This is a genomic window from Loigolactobacillus coryniformis subsp. coryniformis KCTC 3167 = DSM 20001 (assembly GCF_002706425.1).
In the GTDB taxonomy this organism is placed as follows: domain Bacteria; phylum Bacillota; class Bacilli; order Lactobacillales; family Lactobacillaceae; genus Loigolactobacillus; species Loigolactobacillus coryniformis.
Genome location: NZ_CP017713.1, coordinates 2,646,354 through 2,663,840, shown reverse-complemented (window position 1 = coordinate 2,663,840; position 17,487 = coordinate 2,646,354). Strand labels below are relative to the sequence as shown.

General features: G+C 43.5%; 16 protein-coding genes, 1 tRNA gene and 1 pseudogene. 17 read left to right on the top strand and 1 reads right to left on the bottom strand.

What is annotated here, in order from left to right; translation table 11 throughout:
- The first annotated feature begins 10 nt into the window (after window positions 1–10).
- From LC20001_RS12910 to LC20001_RS12845, 14 genes and pseudogenes are all read left to right on the top strand, one after another.
- A complete protein-coding gene (locus tag LC20001_RS12910; protein ID WP_010009226.1) occupies window positions 11–1,288 on the top strand; it encodes a homoserine dehydrogenase in 1,278 nt (425 codons plus the stop codon).
- A 127-nt stretch (window positions 1,289–1,415) separates the two neighbouring features.
- Window positions 1,416–2,285, top strand: a complete 870-nt coding sequence (gene thrB / locus LC20001_RS12905; protein ID WP_010009225.1) for a homoserine kinase — start codon at window positions 1,416–1,418, stop codon at window positions 2,283–2,285.
- Between the two features lie 108 nt (window positions 2,286–2,393).
- Window positions 2,394–2,478 (top strand) — tRNA-Leu (locus LC20001_RS12900).
- Between the two features lie 590 nt (window positions 2,479–3,068).
- Window positions 3,069–3,821, top strand: coding sequence for an NADPH-dependent oxidoreductase (locus LC20001_RS12895; RefSeq protein WP_010009221.1), 753 nt, complete (start codon window positions 3,069–3,071; stop codon window positions 3,819–3,821).
- A gap of 340 nt (window positions 3,822–4,161) precedes the next feature.
- Window positions 4,162–4,392, top strand: a complete 231-nt coding sequence (locus tag LC20001_RS12890; protein WP_010009219.1) for a DUF454 family protein — start codon at window positions 4,162–4,164, stop codon at window positions 4,390–4,392.
- A gap of 198 nt (window positions 4,393–4,590) precedes the next feature.
- A complete protein-coding gene (locus tag LC20001_RS12885) occupies window positions 4,591–7,422 on the top strand; it encodes a sigma-54-dependent transcriptional regulator (RefSeq protein ID WP_010009218.1) in 2,832 nt (943 codons plus the stop codon).
- A 154-nt stretch (window positions 7,423–7,576) separates the two neighbouring features.
- Window positions 7,577–7,975, top strand: a complete 399-nt coding sequence (locus LC20001_RS12880) for a PTS sugar transporter subunit IIA (RefSeq protein ID WP_010009217.1) — start codon at window positions 7,577–7,579, stop codon at window positions 7,973–7,975.
- Between the two features lie 14 nt (window positions 7,976–7,989).
- Window positions 7,990–8,493 carry a PTS sugar transporter subunit IIB gene (locus tag LC20001_RS12875; protein WP_010009216.1) on the top strand — a complete coding sequence of 168 codons (504 nt, stop codon included), beginning with the start codon at window positions 7,990–7,992 and terminating at the stop codon, window positions 8,491–8,493.
- A gap of 126 nt (window positions 8,494–8,619) precedes the next feature.
- Window positions 8,620–9,591, top strand: a complete 972-nt coding sequence (locus LC20001_RS12870; protein WP_003678516.1) for a mannose/fructose/sorbose PTS transporter subunit IIA — start codon at window positions 8,620–8,622, stop codon at window positions 9,589–9,591.
- A gap of 30 nt (window positions 9,592–9,621) precedes the next feature.
- Window positions 9,622–10,428: a PTS mannose/fructose/sorbose transporter subunit IIC gene (locus tag LC20001_RS12865; protein WP_003678515.1), complete on the top strand. Its 807-nt coding sequence runs from the start codon at window positions 9,622–9,624 to the stop codon at window positions 10,426–10,428.
- 18 nt (window positions 10,429–10,446) lie between these two features.
- Complete coding sequence (locus LC20001_RS12860; RefSeq protein WP_003678514.1) at window positions 10,447–11,379, top strand: PTS system mannose/fructose/sorbose family transporter subunit IID; 933 nt, start codon at window positions 10,447–10,449, stop codon at window positions 11,377–11,379.
- Between the two features lie 101 nt (window positions 11,380–11,480).
- On the top strand, window positions 11,481–11,879 hold the full coding sequence (locus LC20001_RS12855; RefSeq protein ID WP_003678513.1) for a DUF956 family protein: 399 nt from the start codon (window positions 11,481–11,483) through the stop codon (window positions 11,877–11,879).
- 220 nt (window positions 11,880–12,099) lie between these two features.
- A complete protein-coding gene (locus LC20001_RS12850) occupies window positions 12,100–12,453 on the top strand; it encodes a DUF956 family protein (RefSeq protein WP_010009213.1) in 354 nt (117 codons plus the stop codon).
- Window positions 12,454–12,466: 13 nt separating this feature from the next.
- A pseudogene (locus LC20001_RS12845) lies at window positions 12,467–13,170 on the top strand (MgtC/SapB family protein).
- Here LC20001_RS12845 and LC20001_RS12840 read toward each other — a convergent pair.
- A complete protein-coding gene (locus tag LC20001_RS12840) occupies window positions 13,167–13,970 on the bottom strand; it encodes an alpha/beta hydrolase (RefSeq protein WP_010009210.1) in 804 nt (267 codons plus the stop codon). The pseudogene LC20001_RS12845 and the gene LC20001_RS12840 sit on opposite strands and share 4 nt — an antisense overlap.
- 256 nt (window positions 13,971–14,226) lie before the next feature.
- Between LC20001_RS12840 and LC20001_RS12835 the strand changes: the two genes are divergently transcribed.
- The 3 genes from LC20001_RS12835 to LC20001_RS12825 all read left to right on the top strand — a co-directional run bounded on the left by LC20001_RS12835 (window position 14,227) and on the right by LC20001_RS12825 (window position 17,318).
- Window positions 14,227–14,469 carry a hypothetical protein gene (locus tag LC20001_RS12835; RefSeq protein WP_010009209.1) on the top strand — a complete coding sequence of 81 codons (243 nt, stop codon included), beginning with the start codon at window positions 14,227–14,229 and terminating at the stop codon, window positions 14,467–14,469.
- Between the two features lie 127 nt (window positions 14,470–14,596).
- Entirely contained in the window at window positions 14,597–16,024 is a 1,428-nt protein-coding gene (locus LC20001_RS12830) for a glycoside-pentoside-hexuronide (GPH):cation symporter (RefSeq protein ID WP_010009208.1), read from the top strand.
- A 124-nt stretch (window positions 16,025–16,148) separates the two neighbouring features.
- Window positions 16,149–17,318: a galactokinase gene (locus LC20001_RS12825; RefSeq protein WP_010009206.1), complete on the top strand. Its 1,170-nt coding sequence runs from the start codon at window positions 16,149–16,151 to the stop codon at window positions 17,316–17,318.
- The last annotated feature ends 169 nt before the right edge of the window (window positions 17,319–17,487 follow it).

Genomic DNA, 17,487 nt, shown 5'->3' with positions numbered 1-17,487 from the left:
GGATACAAAAATGCGACAAATAGGTATTGGTTTACTTGGTTTAGGAACCGTCGGCAGCGGTGTTGTCCGTTTGCTGCAGGATCATAAAGATAAGATCTCAGCGATCACTGGGCGCGAGCTGGTGATCAAACGTGTGGTCGTCCATAATCCCGATAAAAAGCGGGACGTTGAGTTACCAGATGTACCGGTGACTGCTGATATCGCCGATATGGTCCAAGACTCTACCGTGCAGATCGTAGTCGAGGTCATGGGCACGATCGACCCAGCAGAAAGCTATATTGAACAATTGCTGCGGGCCGGCAAACACGTGGTAACGGCGAACAAGGACTTGATCGCACAAAAAGGGGCTCGGCTGGTCGATATCGCCCAACAAAAACAGCGTGATCTAATGTATGAAGCAAGTGTTGCCGGTGGGATTCCAATTTTACGGACAATCGTTAACAGCTTTGCGGCTGATCAGATCTTAGAAGTCAGCGGAATCGTCAACGGTACAACGAACTACATTTTAACGCAGATGAATCAGAAAAAGGTCAGCTATGCGGCGGCATTGAAGTCGGCTCAAGAGCTGGGATTTGCGGAAAGTGATCCGACTAATGACGTTGCCGGAATCGATGCAGCTTACAAAATGATCATTTTGACACAGTTTGCCTTTGGGATGAATGTGACCTTAGATGACATTGCAGTTGAAGGAATCGATAAAATTAGCTTAGAAGATATTGAGCAGGCGCAAAACTTAGGTTACACGATCAAATTGATCGGGGCGGCCAAGCAGATCGACGGTAAAATCAATGTTTCCGTCGGGCCAGCTTTGGTGCCAACAGCTAACCCACTAGCTGCGGTGCAAAATGAAAATAATGCGGTGGTCGTCAAAGGTGCGGCAGTTGGCGAGACCATGTTTTATGGCCCTGGTGCTGGTGAATTACCAACGGCGAATAGTGTTTTAAGCGATATTATTTCCGTGACCAAAGATATCGGTATCGGCATCACCGGTAACACGTTCAATAATTACCGTCAAGGTGCGGCGTTAGCGCCAGCAATAGCGGTTAAATCAGCTTACTACTTTGCTTTGAAAATGCGTGATATTCCAGGCCAAATGCTAACCTTGACGAAAGTGATGGCAGAAACGCAAGCGAGCTTTAAACAGTTGATCCAAACTTCCAGTGATGGTGATTTTGCACACGTGGTTATGATCACTCACGAAATCGATTTGGACCAACTACAAAAAATCACGACGGCGGTTGCCAATTTGGACAATATTAGTTTATTATCAACATATAAAGTTCTATAGCGCTTTCGTCAGTTGCTACTAGGACACAGAAAATTAGTTACAAGAGCTTATGTTTGTATTTGAATAAATAATAATCAGTGCCGCATATTTACGGATTTTTTTAAGTGAGATAGGGGGAGCAGCAGTTATGACAACGATTCGAGTACCAGCCACTAGCGCCAATCTTGGCCCTGGTTTTGATTCGATCGGCTTAGCATTAGATCTGTATTTGACAGTAACAATCGCTGAGGCACGGTCAGATTGGTTTATCGAACATGAAATGGGGGCAGAAGTGCCTAGTGATGAGCATAATTTGATCATTAAAACAGCGTTGGCGCTGATCCCTGATTTGGAGCCACATCATTTGATCATGCGTTCAGAAATTCCGCTGGCTCGTGGTTTAGGTAGCAGCTCGTCGGCAATCATTGCCGGTATTGCGCTGGCTGATCAGCTAGGTGACTTGGATCTGACCCAGTATGATATGCTGCAGATGGCGGTCAAATTAGAAGGCCATCCTGATAATGTGGCGCCAGCGATCTATGGTGGCTTTGTCACGGCAACCTATGATGATGTTGAAGCTGATGCGATCAGTGCACCATTTCCAGCAGCGCGGGCATTAACTTTTATTCCCGACACAGAATTGCTAACCAGTGCGAGTCGCGCCGTGTTACCGAAGCAAATGCCACTGCGGGCGGCAGTGGCAACAAGTTCGGCGGCTAATGTGTTGGTGGCGGCAGTCTTGCGCGGTGATTTAGAATTAGCCGGCCGCATGATGGAGCGCGATCAATTCCACGAAACTTATCGGGAAAAATTAGTGCCACATCTAGAACAGATCCGTGACTGCGCCCGTGATCACGGTGCGTGTGGGACTTATTTAAGTGGTGCCGGCCCAACTGTGATCAGTATGGTGCCAACGGTGGAAGCTGATGAGATCCTTGAAGAATTAGAAAAATTACCGTTGAACGGGCGCTGGCTAAATTTAGCTATTGCGCCAGCCGGTTTGGCGATTGAAAAGTAAAGATGGCGCAGCCCACGAAAGTGAGCTGCGTTTTTTACAAAATTAGAAATTAATGAAAACCGTTGCGCCGCTACGAATTTTTTGCTAGAATATAACAGTTGGTTATTTGCGGCTGTGGCGGAATGGCAGACGCGCTAGATTAAGGATCTAGTGGGAAATTTTTCCCATGCTGGTTCAAGTCCAGTCAGCCGCATCAAATACTTACAGTATGTAAAAACGTTGTTACAAGAGGCTTTGCTTAGTCTTTTAGTTGCAACGTTTTTTTGTATTTGGCTTCAAAAAAGCTTTATTATGAAATTGTCATTAGTATCGTGTAAGGATACTGCTCTTGGGTGAATGACTTTGATATAATCGATTCTAGGTTGACGTTAGGATTGATCCCCTGACTTTCCAACCTAGTGAGCAGGCACGTGAACGTCACACTATCCACCAAATCTATACAAAACGGCTTTCGCTGTGGCGCCAGTTATTATTTCAAGGGCGGCAATTAATTTTGCCAAAGCCTATGCGATAAAAAAAGCTAATCCCAAAAAGGATTAGCTAACCTATTAGCACGTGCTATACTCACGCTTAGCGGGCACCGGCCAATGGTGTCCGCTTTTTATATACTCATAATAGCAGAAGTTAAGATACTTGCAAGCAACGGCGATTATCACAAAATTGGCCTATTAAACAAAAAATCCCACCGCGATATGGCGACGGGGAAAAATAAGTTACCATGTCTGCAGAATTTGGTGTGAGTTATAATTAACTTATATCCTTCAGCAGAAAGCAGGTCTTAATATGATAGAGAACTCAACGGTTGCACGGCAATTGGCTCATCGCACGATTCGGGCGTTTAAGAATCAGCCAGTGGCGCCGGAAATGATCAGCGAATTGATCGCGGTGGCACAACATACAGCGACTTCTAATTTTCAGCAGGCATTCAGTGTGATCAGTGTGACTGATCTGGCCAAGAAGCAACAGATCGCGGCGATTTCAAAACAACCTTATGTGGCAGACAATGGTCATTTGTTCGTTTTCATCGCTGATCAGCATCGTAACCAGCAGATTGGCGCGGAAATGGATACGACCGCGAATCATTTAGGTGGTGCCGATCGTTTTTTACAGGCGTGGTCGGATGCAAGCTTGGCAGTACAAAATACCGTGGTGGCAGCTGAAAGTCTTGGTTTAGGCGCGGTTATTTTGGGTAGTATTTTAAATGATGCCCAGCAGCTGATCGATATTTTAGAATTACCACAATTGACTTTTCCAGTGTTGGGTTTGGCGATCGGCTGGCCGGATCAGGCGCCGCAATTAAAGCCGCGCTTACCGGAACGTTTTGTCCATTTTGAAAATACTTATCAGCTGCCAACACCGGTAAAACCGCAGTTAGCCGACTATGACGCGCGGGTGCACGAATACTATGATCTGCGCGACGCAAATCGGCGCGTTGATACTTTTACAAATCAGGTGCAGCAACGTTTGTCATTACAACCAGAAAAACGGGCTGAGTTGTTGCAAGTGCTACAGCGGCAAGGATTTTTGTTAGAATAGTTATTATGTTTTCCTTAATGCTAGGCTAAATAGTACTTTTTTAGATGGGTTTATGTTAACTTAATATCACCAGCGCTGGATTTAGAAAATACGGAAAAGTTAGTTTTTACCGACGATTTAGTGTAAACGTGGTTGAAAAAGTAGATTTCTACGCCTAACTACGCAAGCTGGACACATCACTGCGTGTTGCTTATCGGCTTACTATGCTAGTGCTCAAAATCTAGGCGCTTTTTCAAACGCACGCTAACATCACCGCTGCTGTATTTGGTGGCTGAAGTGGCGAAATTCAATCTTTGATTGACGAGTAACCGATCATTAATGACCAAGGAGGCTGATGTGAATGACATTCTTACTGTTAAAAGTTTTTTGGAGTTTTAGTGCCTTAACGTCCTTGTTGCTCGGGGTAGCCGGGTTGATTTTTCCGATCATTCCCGGTATTCCATTTTTAATTTTAGCCTTGATCAGTATTGAAAAGTTATCACCGCGCTTTAAGCAGTGGTTATTACAAACTCGGCCTATGCTTTGGTTGCAGAACAAGCAACCGAAATTAGCTGGCTGGCTGATTAAATAGAATATTATGATCTTAGAAACTAGTTAGAAGGTATCCAGTCCTTTTAACTAGTTTTTTTCAACTGTTCGGTTGCTTGTGTATCGCTTTGTGATACACTAAAAATATAATTGCTCGTCACTAATCAGTTAGCCGAAATGTGTTAAAAAATGGTCACCGCGACCTGAATTAATATACGCTAAAATTAAGGAGTAAGTTATTTTGAAACGAATTGAGCGGATCTATTCCCAAGTTGTCAAAATTTCGCAACAACTGACGCCAGAGAAGATCGATCACGGTGCTGGCGCGACTACGAAGCAGTTAGTGGCTGATCTAGGAATCGTGCGGCCAAATGTCTCCAAAGCGTTAAATGACTTGGTGCGCACCGGTAAATTGATCAAGCTGGCTGGTCGGCCAGTGCGGTATATCACGCCTGAATTGGTGCAGCAGCCAATGGCAGCAAGTGCAGCGACGCCCGTGCCCACAGTGGTCAAAACACCGCCAGCAGCGGAAGTAACGACTGACTTTTTCGATAAAATGATTGGCGCACAAGGTAGCTTGAAAAATCAAGTCGAGCAGGCTAAGGCGGCAATGCTTTATCCGCCTAAAGGGTTAAATACGCTGATCATTGGGCCAACTGGGTCAGGGAAAACTTTTTTCGTCCACGGAATGTATCAATTTTCTAGTGTCCATAAAATCATTGATACTGAAAAGCCACTGATCACCTTTAACTGTGCTGATTACGCCCACAACCCGGAGTTACTGATGTCGCATTTATTTGGCTACACCAAAGGCGCTTTTACCGGTGCTAATGAGGACAAAGATGGGCTGATTCAGGAGGCTGAGGGCGGCATGTTGTTCTTAGATGAAGTCCATCGGCTGCCGCCAGAAGGTCAGGAAATGATTTTCTACTTCATGGATCACGGTACTTATAGTCGCTTAGGTGAAACGGCTAAAACCCATCATGCTAATGTGCGTTTGGTTTGTGCGACCACGGAAAATCCAGAAAGTAGCTTATTAGAAACGTTTGTGCGGCGGATCCCGATTACGATCCAATTACCAGCGTTTAATCAGCGGCCAGCCAAGGAACGGTTGCAATTATTGCAGTCACTGTTTTCTTTGGAAGCCAATCGGATCCACAAGCAGGTGCAGATCAGCGAAGACGTGGTCAAGGCGTTACTCGGCAGTGTGACTTACGGGAACGTCGGCCAATTGAAATCGAATATTCAATTGGTTTGTGCCCAAGGCTTTTTGCGGCATATGCAGTCCGACGATTCAATCATGATCACGGCTGAAGACCTACCGGCAACGATCCAAGCAGGCATCGCCACCTTGGCTTCTAACCGTGATGAGTTAGGCGAAGTGACCAAATTGTTGGAACCGGTGATGGTGATCGGTCCTGATCAGACGTCAGCGACGCTGCAGCAGGATGCGTATGAGCTACCATATAATTTATATGAGATCATTGGCGATAAGGCGGCGATTCTCAAGTCAGAAGGCTTAGATCAGGAGCATATCAACAATTTCATCACCACCGATATTAATTTGCATTTGAAATCCTTTTACCATGAAACGGCGATCGACGAGCAGGCGGACAATAAGCTGGCCGAAATCGTTGATCACGATATCATCGATCTGACCAAGGAGATCCAAGGCAAAGTGCAGCAGTTACTGGGTTACACCTTTAAACGGAACTTTGTTTATGCGGTCAGTTTGCACATTAGTTCCTTCGTCAAACGAATCCAGTCTGGTAAATTAGTCCGCAATATCAGTGAAGATCTGAAAGGGATGGTTGCTGATTACCCGAAAGAATTGGAAGCGGCCTACCTGATCAAACAGGAGTTGGAGACCCATTACAATGTACCGATTCCTAAGTCGGAAGTGTATTACTTAACGATTTTGCTGGCGTCGCTGCGCTCAGTTCAAGTCGCCGGTAAAGTTGGTGTCGTTGTGGCGGCCCATGGTAGTAGCACTGCGTCATCAATGGTCCAAGTCGTCAATAAATTATTGTCGGCTGATAACTTATTGGCCTACGACATGCCGATCGAAATGAGCCCGCAGATCGCCTATCAGGGCATCGTCGAAAAGGTTCGCCAAGCCGATAACGGCAATGGCGTCATATTGCTCGTCGACATGGGCTCGCTGTCAACCTTTTCGGAGCGCATTTACGAAGAAACTGGCATCAAAGTACAGACGATCGATATGGTCACCACGGCAATGGTGTTGGAGGCGGTTCGCAAAACGGAACTGATCGATAATGATCTGAACATCATTTACAGCGAGCTAAAAGAATTCCACGGCTACTCCAAGGTTAACGGCGATACACTACCATCAGTTAAAGCATTGACTGCAGAACCAGCGCAACAAAAATTGCCACGGGCAGTGGTAGCGATTTGTTCAACTGGTGAAGGGACAGCAGTGCGGATTCAAAAAATGATCGAGCAGCAATTAGTTGATCAGTTGATCGACGATGTGACGGTGATCCCAATTTCGGTGGTCAACATGAAGCAAACGCTGTACGATCTGAGCCAAAAATACCATATCATTGCCGCAACTGGGATCGTTAAGCCAGATCTACAAGTACCGTTTGTGGCACTGGACCGTCTGATTCAGGATGATGGCCGTGATTTCTTTGAACAAGTGATGGCGGTAATCGATCATGAAGAGTTACAGGCAACGACGCCTAATTTAACTAAGGAATTATGCGAATCTTATATGAAGGATTACTTCTTGTATTTAAATCCGCACAAGCTGATCGATATCTTATGGCGTTATGCTGACACGCTAAGTGATACACTAAAATTAAGTTTTACGGAAACTTTTCGGATCGGTTTAATTTTACACGTTGCTGGCGCGCTGGAACGAACTTTATTACGGCAAACGGTTACAGCGACGGCGGTAGAGCGAGCAACGATCAAACAGTCACCTTACTACACTGGCATTCAAGCTAGTAATGCAATTTTACAAGAACAGCTACAATTAAGCCTCAATGACGATGAAATTTACTATGTCGAGCAGCTTTTCGATACACAAGCCCAAAAAAGTGTGTCTTAAGGAAAAATTAAGCAGCGATACACTGTATCAATAGTGTATCGCTGCTTTTTTTATTGTCGAAAAGCAAGTGGTATAGACGTTTACAAGCGATACACAAAAGTTGGCACGGTATTTGCTTAATATATAAGTGTAGGTCAAAGTGGGAGGTGACAATGTGATTGCAATCATTGTTGCAAGCCACGGTAAATTCTCTGAAGGTGTTTTACAATCTTCGCGAATGATTTTTGGTGATCAGGAAAAAGTTCAAGCAGTAACATTCATGCCTAATGAAGGTCCCGATGACTTGACGAGAAAGTTTAAGGACGCGTTGGCGACTTTTGATGAAGATGATCAGGTTTTGTTTTTAATTGATCTCTTTGGTGGGTCTCCCTTTAACGTGGCAAGTCGAATTGTTGCTGAAAATTTAGACAAGTACGCGCTGATTACAGGGTTAAACTTGCCAATGCTTTTAGAATCGTATACAGTTAGAGATAAGTCTGTTTCTGAAATCGTTTCCCATCTCGAGGAGACGGCTAGAGCAGGCGTTAAACATCTTGAACTGAACACGTTTTAGGAGGTAAGCTGCGGATGACGATGGCCATTTGTTTAGCCCGTGTTGATAGTCGCTTGCTCCATGGACAAATTGCGACAGTATGGGCTAGAAGCGTGAAGCCAAATCGAATCTTGGTCGTTTCGGACACAGTGGCGCACGATGTTTTACGTAAAACCTTGATCACTCAGGCCGCACCACCTGGGATTCGCGCTAATGTCATCACAGTAGATAAAATGATCCAAATTTATCACGATCCACGGTTTGATGTTTTTGAGCCATTGTTGCTGACAGAAACTGTGGAAGATATGGCGCGTTTGGTCAAAGGTGGCCTCGACTTATCGCAAGTTGGCGTTGATATTGGTAGCTTAGCGTTTCATGAGGGGATGAAAATGGTAACGAATTCAGTTGCCATCGGGCCGCTACAAGCAGAGGCAATTCATTACCTGCATGATGAAGTTGGTCTAGAAGTATACGCGCAAAAGGTGCCGGCAGATCGCAAGCAAAATTTAAGCGATCTGCTACTAAGAAATGGTTTCTAATTGAATTCAGATGTGCATCTGGGTTCATTTTAAACAATATTGGCAGGGCTTTCCTGCCAAGGGTAGTGGGTGAAACTACTGCTCTTGCACTTATTTCATTATTTTAATTTAGTAGGAGGTAAAAAGATGGTAGGAATTGTTATTGCTAGTCATGGTCAATTCGCCGAAGGTATCTTGCAATCCGGAAACATGATTTTTGGAGAACAAGAGGATGTTAAAGCTGTAACATTGATGCCTAGCGAAGGTCCAGATGACTTTAAGGCAAAAGCAGAAGCAGCAATCAAGTCTTTCAGTGACCAAGACCAAGTCTTATTCTTAGTCGATCTCTGGGGCGGCACACCGTTCAATCAAACAAATAACTTGTTTGAAGAACATAAAGACAAGTGGGCGATCGTTGCCGGATTGAACTTGCCAATGTTGATTGAAGCTTATGCATCACGGCTTTCAATGAACAGCGCGCATGAAATTGCCGCACACATTATCGAAACAGCTAAAGATGGGGTCAAGGTCAAGCCAGAAGAATTAGCACCAAAAGAAGCGCCAAAAGCGGCTGCTAAATCAGGTGCTAGTGCTGGTGCACCAGGTAAGATGAAGTACGTCTTAGTACGTGTCGATTCTCGTTTGTTGCATGGTCAAATTGCCACTGCTTGGACTAAATCAGTGAATCCAACACGGATCATTGTTGTTTCTGACTCAGTTGCTAAAGATGACTTACGGAAGAACTTGATCCAACAGGCAGCACCATCTGGTGTCAAAGCCCATGTTGTACCGGTTGATCAAATGATCAAATTAGCTAAGGATGACCAACACTTTGGTGGCCAACGTGCATTGTTATTATTCGAAACACCAGAAGATGCATTGCGTGCCGTCGAAGGTGGAGTGCCATTCGATACACTAAACATCGGTTCAATGGCTCATTCAGTTGGGAAAGTTCAACCTAACAAAGTCTTAGCTTTTGACCAAAAAGATATTGATACATTTGCTACTTTGAAGGAAAAGGGCATCAAGTTTGATGTTCGTAAAGTGCCCGGTGATTCTCCTGAAAACATGGATAGTATCCTTAAAAAGGCACAAGACGAATTAAATAAACAAGCTTAATAAAAAGAAGGAAACGGAGGATTAATCATCATGGATTTAAACTTTATTCAAGTGATATTAGTCATTATCGTAGCATTCTTTGCTGGTATGGAAGGTATTTTGGATGAATTCCATTTCCATCAGCCAGTTATTGCATGTACGTTAATCGGCTTAGTAACAGGACAATTAGTACCTTGCATGATCTTAGGTGGTACTTTACAAATGATCGCCTTAGGCTGGTCAAACGTCGGTGCCGCAGTTGCACCTGATGCCGCTTTAGCAGCCGTAGCATCCGCAATTATTTTAGTATTAGGTGGTCAAGGTAAAGGCGGCGTTTCATCAGCCATTGCCATTGCCGTACCATTAGCCGTAGCCGGATTGTTATTAACAATTCTTGCTCGTACAATTGCAACCGCTATTGTTCATATCATGGACCGTTACGCTGAACAAGGTAGCTTCAGAGGTATTGAAACTTGGCATGTTATCGCAATCTGCATGCAAGGTGTTCGTATTGCCCTTCCAGCAGCTTTGATTTTAGCTGTTGGTGCTGGCCCTGTAAGAGAAGTATTGAACGCTATGCCTACTTGGTTAACTGATGGTTTGTCTATCGGTGGTGGCATGGTCGTTGCCGTAGGTTATGCAATGGTTATCAACATGATGGCTACTGCTGAAGTATGGCCATTCTTCGCTATTGGTTTTGTCTTAGCAACTGTTAAAGACTTAACTTTGATTGGCCTTGGTGCTATCGGTATTTCTATGGCCTTGATCTACTTGAACCTTTCTGAAAAGAGTGGCTCAAGTAACGGTGGTCCCGCTAACTCCGGTGACCCACTTGGCGATATCATCGATAATTATTAGCGAAAGGAGCGTATAAAAATGGCAGATAATAAAATTGAACCAACAAAAAAAGTTGAATTAACTAAAAAAGACCGTATTGCTGTTTGGTGGCGTTCAACCTTTATCCAAGGATCATGGAACTACGAACGTATGCAAAATGGTGGCTGGGCTTATACTTTGATTCCAGCTTTAAAGAAACTATATACAACTAAAGAAGATCGTGCCGCTGCTTTGAAACGGCATTTGGAATTCTTTAATACCCATCCATATTTGGCTTCACCAATTATTGGTGTTACTATGGCGCTTGAAGAAGAGCGTGCTAATGGCGCTCCAATCGATGACGTTGCGATTCAAGGGGTTAAAGTTGGTATGATGGGTCCTTTGGCTGGCGTTGGTGACCCAGTATTCTGGTTCACCGTTAAGCCAATCTTAGGTGCCTTGGCTGCCTCATTGGCAATCAGTGGCAATATTATGGGACCAATCTTGTATTTTGTTTTATGGAATGTAATCCGGATGGCTTTCATGTGGTATACACAGGAATTTGGTTACAAAGCCGGTGCATCAATTTCTGATGATTTATCTGGTGGTTTACTACAAAAAGTTACTAAGGGTGCAACTATTTTAGGTATGTTCATCTTGGGTTCTTTGATCAATCGTTGGGTTGTTGTTAAATTTACGCCGGTTGTTTCTTCAATCAAACAAGCTAAAGGTGCTTTTATTGATTGGGCTAACTTACCAAAAGGTTCAGCTGGGATCAAGGAAGCTTTAACACAACAAGCTGCTGGTTTATCCTTGGACAAAGTTAAAGTAACAACACTGCAAGATAACTTAGATCAATTAATTCCTGGTTTAGCAGGATTGCTATTGACTTTCTTATGCATGTGGTTATTAAAGAAGAAAGTATCACCAATCATTGTTATCCTTGGTTTATTCGTAGTCGGTGTTGTTTTACATCTCTTACACGTTATGTAATTAACTGCTTTATTAAGTCTGGGTCTTCGTACCCGGACTTTTTTTGTTAAACTATAGGTGGATCGTTTTTTAGAATATGAAAAAGAAATGGAGTTATGCTGATGGCAGTACAATCAATCAACACCAAAGTCGATTTAGTAGTCGATGCGACCTCTTTTATGGGGACAGCTAAATACGGTAAAATTATGATCGGTGACAAAGGTTTTGAATTTTTTAATGACCGTAATAAGCGTGATTTTATTCAAATACCATGGTCAGAACTAGATTATGTGTTGGCGTCAGTCATGTTTAAGGGACGCTGGATTCCACGTTTTGCGATGCGTACTAAGCATAACGGGACTTTCACCTTTTCAGCTAAAAAAACAAAGGCGTTATTGCGTGGTATTCGTGAACATATTGACCCTAGTCATATGGTTCGGTCATTAAGTTTCTTCGATGTTATAAAACGCAGCTTTGGCCGCCTGTATAAGAGAATTACTGGCCACGGGAATGAACTATAGGATGTTAAATAAGCATTACCTTCAATTGATGAAGGTAATGCTATTTTTGTGGTGCTAGTGAAGTGAACCGAGGCGTAGTAGTTGCTGGTTTATTAATAATTGTAGTTAAGCGCGATTTCAAGCGCGCTTAACTTTGAAATATCTTAGTGTGTAACCGTTAAATTGGTAGTGTAAATGCTATAATTATCCATAATAACAGTTGAAAAAGTGGGGTAGGATAATGGTTGAATCGATCAATACGCAGCTTGAATTAACAGTGACGGCGACTTTATTTTTAGGGACGCAACAATACGGTAAGATTCAGCTCGGTGAGCAAGGGTTTGAATTTATTAATAAACGGGCGCAACGCAACTCAGTCCAGATACCATGGACTGATATTGAACAAGTAATCACTGAAGTTGCGGGTAAAAAAGTGAAGCGCTATACGATTCAGACAACGCGCAATGTGCGTTACGTATTTGCGTCTAAGGATGCCAAAGAAGTCTTGCGGACAATGCGTGATCATATTGGAGCGGAGAAGTTAGTTCGTGCACCTAGTTTAAAGAGTATGATCAAGCATATTTTTACAAAATAATTGGAGGGATTAGATGGCGCTTAGAGTTACCACGGATGAAATTGTGGCCCGATTGCTACTAGCGGTGATCATTGCGGGAGTGATTGGTTATGATCGGGAGTACAAGAATCGACCGGCAGGTATTCGGACACATATTTTAGTTTGCGTCGGCGCTTGTGTGATCGCCATGATCCAGCAAAAAATCGGCTTTCAGGCGATTGAGTTTGCGCGTTCCTTTCCGCGCTATGCCGGGGTTGTACGCGCAGACGAAGCGCGCTTGATCGCGCAAGTGGTCAGTGGTATCGGCTTTCTTGGTGCAGGTACGATCATTGTGACCCGCTACTCAATTTTAGGATTGACCACTGCCGCAAGTCTATGGGCAGTTGCTGGACTGGGAATCGCGGTAGGGATGGGTTATTATGAGATTGCCATTATCAGCGCGCTTGTGGTGATCGGCGTCCTAGCCTTTTTGCAGAAAATCATTCATATTGATACGTTGCAGAAAATCGAGATCAAGTATCGGGATAAGCTAGCCACTAAGCGTTACTTGCGACAATACTTTAAAACGCAACGCATTAAGATCACGGATGTTAGTTTTAGCAGTGAGCAGTCCGCACAGGGGACGGTTTATACTAATATCTATAAAATAAAAGTCCCCCGGCAGCTTGCGTATACGCAATTGTGGAAGACATTTCATTGCAAGCGGATATTGTCAAAGTCCGATTGATCAATATTTAGATATTACGCCGCAACCAAGTGATAAATAGGTCAAACCAAACCGCAACTTCGGGATGATCAAATTGTTGATCAGGATTGACTTCAGGAGTGGCTAGGCTTAAGCCATGGCGGCCATCAGGAAATAGATGTAACTCAAAGGGGACGCCCGCACGACGTAGGGCTTGAGCAAATAGTAAACTATTTTCTACTGGTACTGAGCCATCCGCAACGGTGTGCCAGATAAAGGTGGGTGGCGTCATGTTAGTCACTTGCTGATCTACAGATAACTTAGCTAAAGCTGCTTGGTCAGTGCCAAGTAAATTGTTAAAGGAGCCTTGATGGCGGTATTCACCACTAGTGATTACGGGATAGCTGAGTAAAAGGCCATTAGGTTGCATCTGCGCCGGTGATAGACCAATATTAGCTAGTTCAGCAGTATGCCAGAATACGCCTAGACAAGCAGCAAGATGGCCGCCAGCAGAAAAACCAGCAACAATGATCTTTTGTGGGTCGACGTGCCATTCGGCGGCATGCTGCCGAATCAAGGCGACACTGTAGGCTAATTGATGTAACGCCATTGGATAGCGGGTCGGGCTAACGCTATAACGTAAGACAAAAGCTTGGCAACCACTAGCGATAACTTGTAAAGCCACTGGTTCGGCCTCGCGATCAGAAGTCATTTCATAACCGCCGCCGGGGCAGATCACAACAGCAGGGCGAACACGCAGCGGCTCGATCTCAGGTGAATTATCGCTGAGGTAGCCAGTTAATTTGGCAGCGGGTTCATTTTGGTATTGAATGGGTTGGTGGATCAATTTCATAGTGCGCGCGACCTTTCTGTTTTATTATATCTAGTTTAACGTTACAGCGAAGCTTAGACAATCCAAGTTGTCTAAGCTTTTTTATTACAGTAATATTTCAGTAAAATCAGGTTGAAGTTTCACTAAAACTGGTCTATACTTTAGAAATCGGTTACAGATAAAGCGCATAGAATCTATTGCACTACCTATCGTTACCGAAAATAATATAGAAGTTTAACAGTAAATTTACTGCTAAGTATAGAATGGAGCGATTTAGATGGCTAAAAAGGATGAAAAGATCATCATTGATCCGAAAGAGTTTGCCCAAATGGTATTACCAGGAAGTCCCAAAAAGGATGACGAGGACGATTTAGTCTATATCAAGCGCCAATTACGGTTATATTTGGAAGCGCTTATGTTAGCGCAAGATTTCAATGATCTAGAAAAAACACAATTTGATGTGGCTAAGCAAACCCAACGTGATGCAATTCTACAAAAAATTATCGAGCGGCGGTATTGAGCAAAAATAGCGTGTGGTGAAAAAGTGTTCGGCTTTTGAGTGCTAGCCTAACTAGGCGCAGCAATTGGCTTTTTCAACCACGTTAACTTAACAATATCCAAAATAGGATTTAAGGGAGATTAAGAATATGAAACATGTAAAACAATATACTTCATATGCTTTAGGCGCATTCGGGCATGATGCATTTTACCAAACGTTAAGTACTTACTTGATGTTGTTCATAACTAGTCAGTTATTCGATACGGCTGATAAGGCGTTTAATGCGCGAATGATTGGTTATGTGACGGTGTTGATGACAGGAATTCGGTTAGTTGAAATTATGTTTGATCCGTTGATCGGTGGTGCAGTCGATAATACTGAAACGCGCTGGGGGAAATTCAAACCTTGGCTGCTGCTAGGTGCAGCGATCAGTTCGGTGATGTTGGTTATCGTTTTTACTGACTTTGGTGGGTTAACCACCAAAAATCCGGTATTGTATCTGGTTTTATTCGGTTTATCTTTTGTGATCCTAGATATTTTCTACTCGTTCAAAGACATTTCATTTTGGTCCATGTTACCGGCTTTAAGTGTAGATTCTAAAGTGCGGGCAACATTTGGGACGATTGGTCGCTTAGGTTCTACGCTAGGAGCCCAAGGGGTACCGATCATTATCTTCCCGCTGATCGTCTTTTTCTCCCAGCTATTCTCAGGGACCCATGGCGACACCAAAACTCATGCTGGCTGGATCGGCTTTGCGGTAGTTATTGCTTTGATCTCTTTCTTGGGGGCGCTTGCGACAGCAATGGGCACTAAAGAGAAGAAGAGCTTGATTCGTGCAAATAGCGAAAAAGTCCGTTTCCGCGATGTTTTCAAGGTGTTAGCCAAAAACGATCAATTAATGTGGTTATCACTTTCTTACTTCTTGTTCGCGTTAAGTTATGTCGTTACTAACTCACTTTTAGCTTATTATTTCCAATACGTACTCGGACACGCTAATTATTATTGGTTAGTCGGGGTGATCACAGCGGTATTAGGCATTATATCCGTCTCTTTATTCCCAGCATTAGTTGCTTTGATCAAACGCCGAGCTATTTATGTCGGTGGCATTGTGATGATGTTAATTGGATACGCTATCTTCTTGTTGGCGGGCCACAATGTAATTGCGGTTCTGATTGCCGTCGGTATTTTCTTCTTCCCATACCCAATGATTTTCTTAGCTGCTTTAATGACGATCACCGATAGTGTTGAATACGGCCAATTGAAAAATGGCACACGAAATGAATCGGTCACTTTATCCGTACGACCATTGTTGGATAAAGTTGCCGGTGCGATCGCTAATAGTGTTGTGGGTTTAGCGGCAGTTCATTCTGGTATGATCGGCAATGCCAAACCAAGCAGTATTAGCGCTGGCCAACTATTGAATTTTAGAAGTTATATGTTTTTCGCACCAATTGTATTGATCGTAATTGCAGCTTTGGTCTACTTATTTAAAGTGAAGTTATCAGAAGCTAAGCATCAAGCAATCGTTACTGAATTGGAAACTAAATTAAAAGCAGCACAAAGTGAACAAAACTAGTCATAGCGAGCAAATTCAGGTTAAGTAGCATACCTTTTTCGGTGTTGGCCTTGAATTTGAAACCGCTTTAGACTATACTGACAGCATAAGATAGTAAAGTTTAGTAAAATCAGGAGGTACTACCATGAACACAGCAGATCTTCGTAATGAATTTAAAGCTTATTTTAAAACTGAACCGGAACGCGTTTTCTTTTCACCTGGGCGAATCAACTTGATCGGTGAACATACGGATTACAATGGTGGCCATGTTTTTCCTTGTGCCATTAGCTTAGGCACATACGGAGTCTATGCCAGCCGACAAGATACTACGGTACGGATGTATTCTGCCAACGTCCCTGATCAGGGCACAGTAACGTTTGATATTACTGATTTAGCTTATCAAAAGACAGCTGGTTGGACTAATTATCCAAAAGGGATGCTTTACGAGCTCAGTCAGGCTGGCTTCAAAATGGATCATGGTTTTGATTTATACGTTCATGGCAATTTACCTGATGGTGCTGGGCTTTCTTCATCCGCTTCGATCGAATTATTGATGGGAACGATTGCTCGAACTGTTTTCAATTTAGATATTTCGCAGTTGGACTTAGTCAGCACTGGTAAAAAAGTAGAGAATGACTATATCGGTGTAAATTCAGGCATCATGGACCAGTTTGCCATTGGGATGGGTAAAGCCAACCAAGCAATTTTACTAGATACTAATACGATGAAGTATGAATACAGCCCAGTAGAATTAGGCGATCGTGTGATTGTGATTATGAACACGAACAAACGGCGTGAATTACAAGATTCTAAGTACAATGAACGCCGTGGTGAATGTGAAGCAGCATTGGCGAAGTTACAGGAAAAACTGCCAATCAAGTCATTAGGTGATTTGGATAAGGATAGTTTTGATTGTGCTGCCTATTTGATTAATGATGATACGCTATTACGCCGGGCTCGCCATGCTGTTTTTGAAAATCAACGTGCCCTGCAAGCAACGACTGCATTAAGCAAAAATGATTTAGCTACATTCGGCCAATTGGTCAATGCTTCCCACGTTTCGTTGCATTATGATTATGAAGTAACCGGTAAAGAACTGGATACCTTGGTTGAAACTGCTTGGGAACAACCTGGTGTCCTTGGCGCCCGGATGACTGGTGCGGGATTTGGTGGCTGTGCCATCGCCATCGTCGCTAAAGACCAAGTAGCTGCATTCCAGAAAAATGTTGGCACCACTTATGAGCAAGTAATCGGCTATGCACCAACGTTTTATGTGGCTGAAATTGCTGACGGACCTCGTGAAATCGAAGATTAGAAAGTGTGCTGAAAGAGTGTTCGGAATAGCCTAGCCAGGCGATAAAAATGTGCAGTGCGACTGAGCCTGGTTGCGCTAATCTATATCGGGAAGCAAGGTCTGTTTAACAAACGTGTAATAAATTAGATACTTGCTAGACACCGAACATCGGGCTTTTCAGCCCACGTTT

Coding starts and splice junctions, on each gene's coding strand:
- LC20001_RS12860 (WP_003678514.1), top strand. CDS start 10,447: ATGGCAGATAATAAAATTGAACCAACAAAAAAAGTTGAATTAACTAAA.
- LC20001_RS12890 (WP_010009219.1), top strand. CDS start 4,162: ATGACATTCTTACTGTTAAAAGTTTTTTGGAGTTTTAGTGCCTTAACG.
- LC20001_RS12825 (WP_010009206.1), top strand. CDS start 16,149: ATGAACACAGCAGATCTTCGTAATGAATTTAAAGCTTATTTTAAAACT.
- LC20001_RS12850 (WP_010009213.1), top strand. CDS start 12,100: ATGGTTGAATCGATCAATACGCAGCTTGAATTAACAGTGACGGCGACT.
- LC20001_RS12870 (WP_003678516.1), top strand. CDS start 8,620: ATGGTAGGAATTGTTATTGCTAGTCATGGTCAATTCGCCGAAGGTATC.
- LC20001_RS12895 (WP_010009221.1), top strand. CDS start 3,069: ATGATAGAGAACTCAACGGTTGCACGGCAATTGGCTCATCGCACGATT.
- LC20001_RS12875 (WP_010009216.1), top strand. CDS start 7,990: ATGACGATGGCCATTTGTTTAGCCCGTGTTGATAGTCGCTTGCTCCAT.
- LC20001_RS12865 (WP_003678515.1), top strand. CDS start 9,622: ATGGATTTAAACTTTATTCAAGTGATATTAGTCATTATCGTAGCATTC.
- LC20001_RS12855 (WP_003678513.1), top strand. CDS start 11,481: ATGGCAGTACAATCAATCAACACCAAAGTCGATTTAGTAGTCGATGCG.
- thrB (WP_010009225.1), top strand. CDS start 1,416: ATGACAACGATTCGAGTACCAGCCACTAGCGCCAATCTTGGCCCTGGT.
- LC20001_RS12840 (WP_010009210.1), bottom strand. CDS start 13,970: ATGAAATTGATCCACCAACCCATTCAATACCAAAATGAACCCGCTGCC.
- LC20001_RS12835 (WP_010009209.1), top strand. CDS start 14,227: ATGGCTAAAAAGGATGAAAAGATCATCATTGATCCGAAAGAGTTTGCC.
- LC20001_RS12910 (WP_010009226.1), top strand. CDS start 11: ATGCGACAAATAGGTATTGGTTTACTTGGTTTAGGAACCGTCGGCAGC.
- LC20001_RS12830 (WP_010009208.1), top strand. CDS start 14,597: ATGAAACATGTAAAACAATATACTTCATATGCTTTAGGCGCATTCGGG.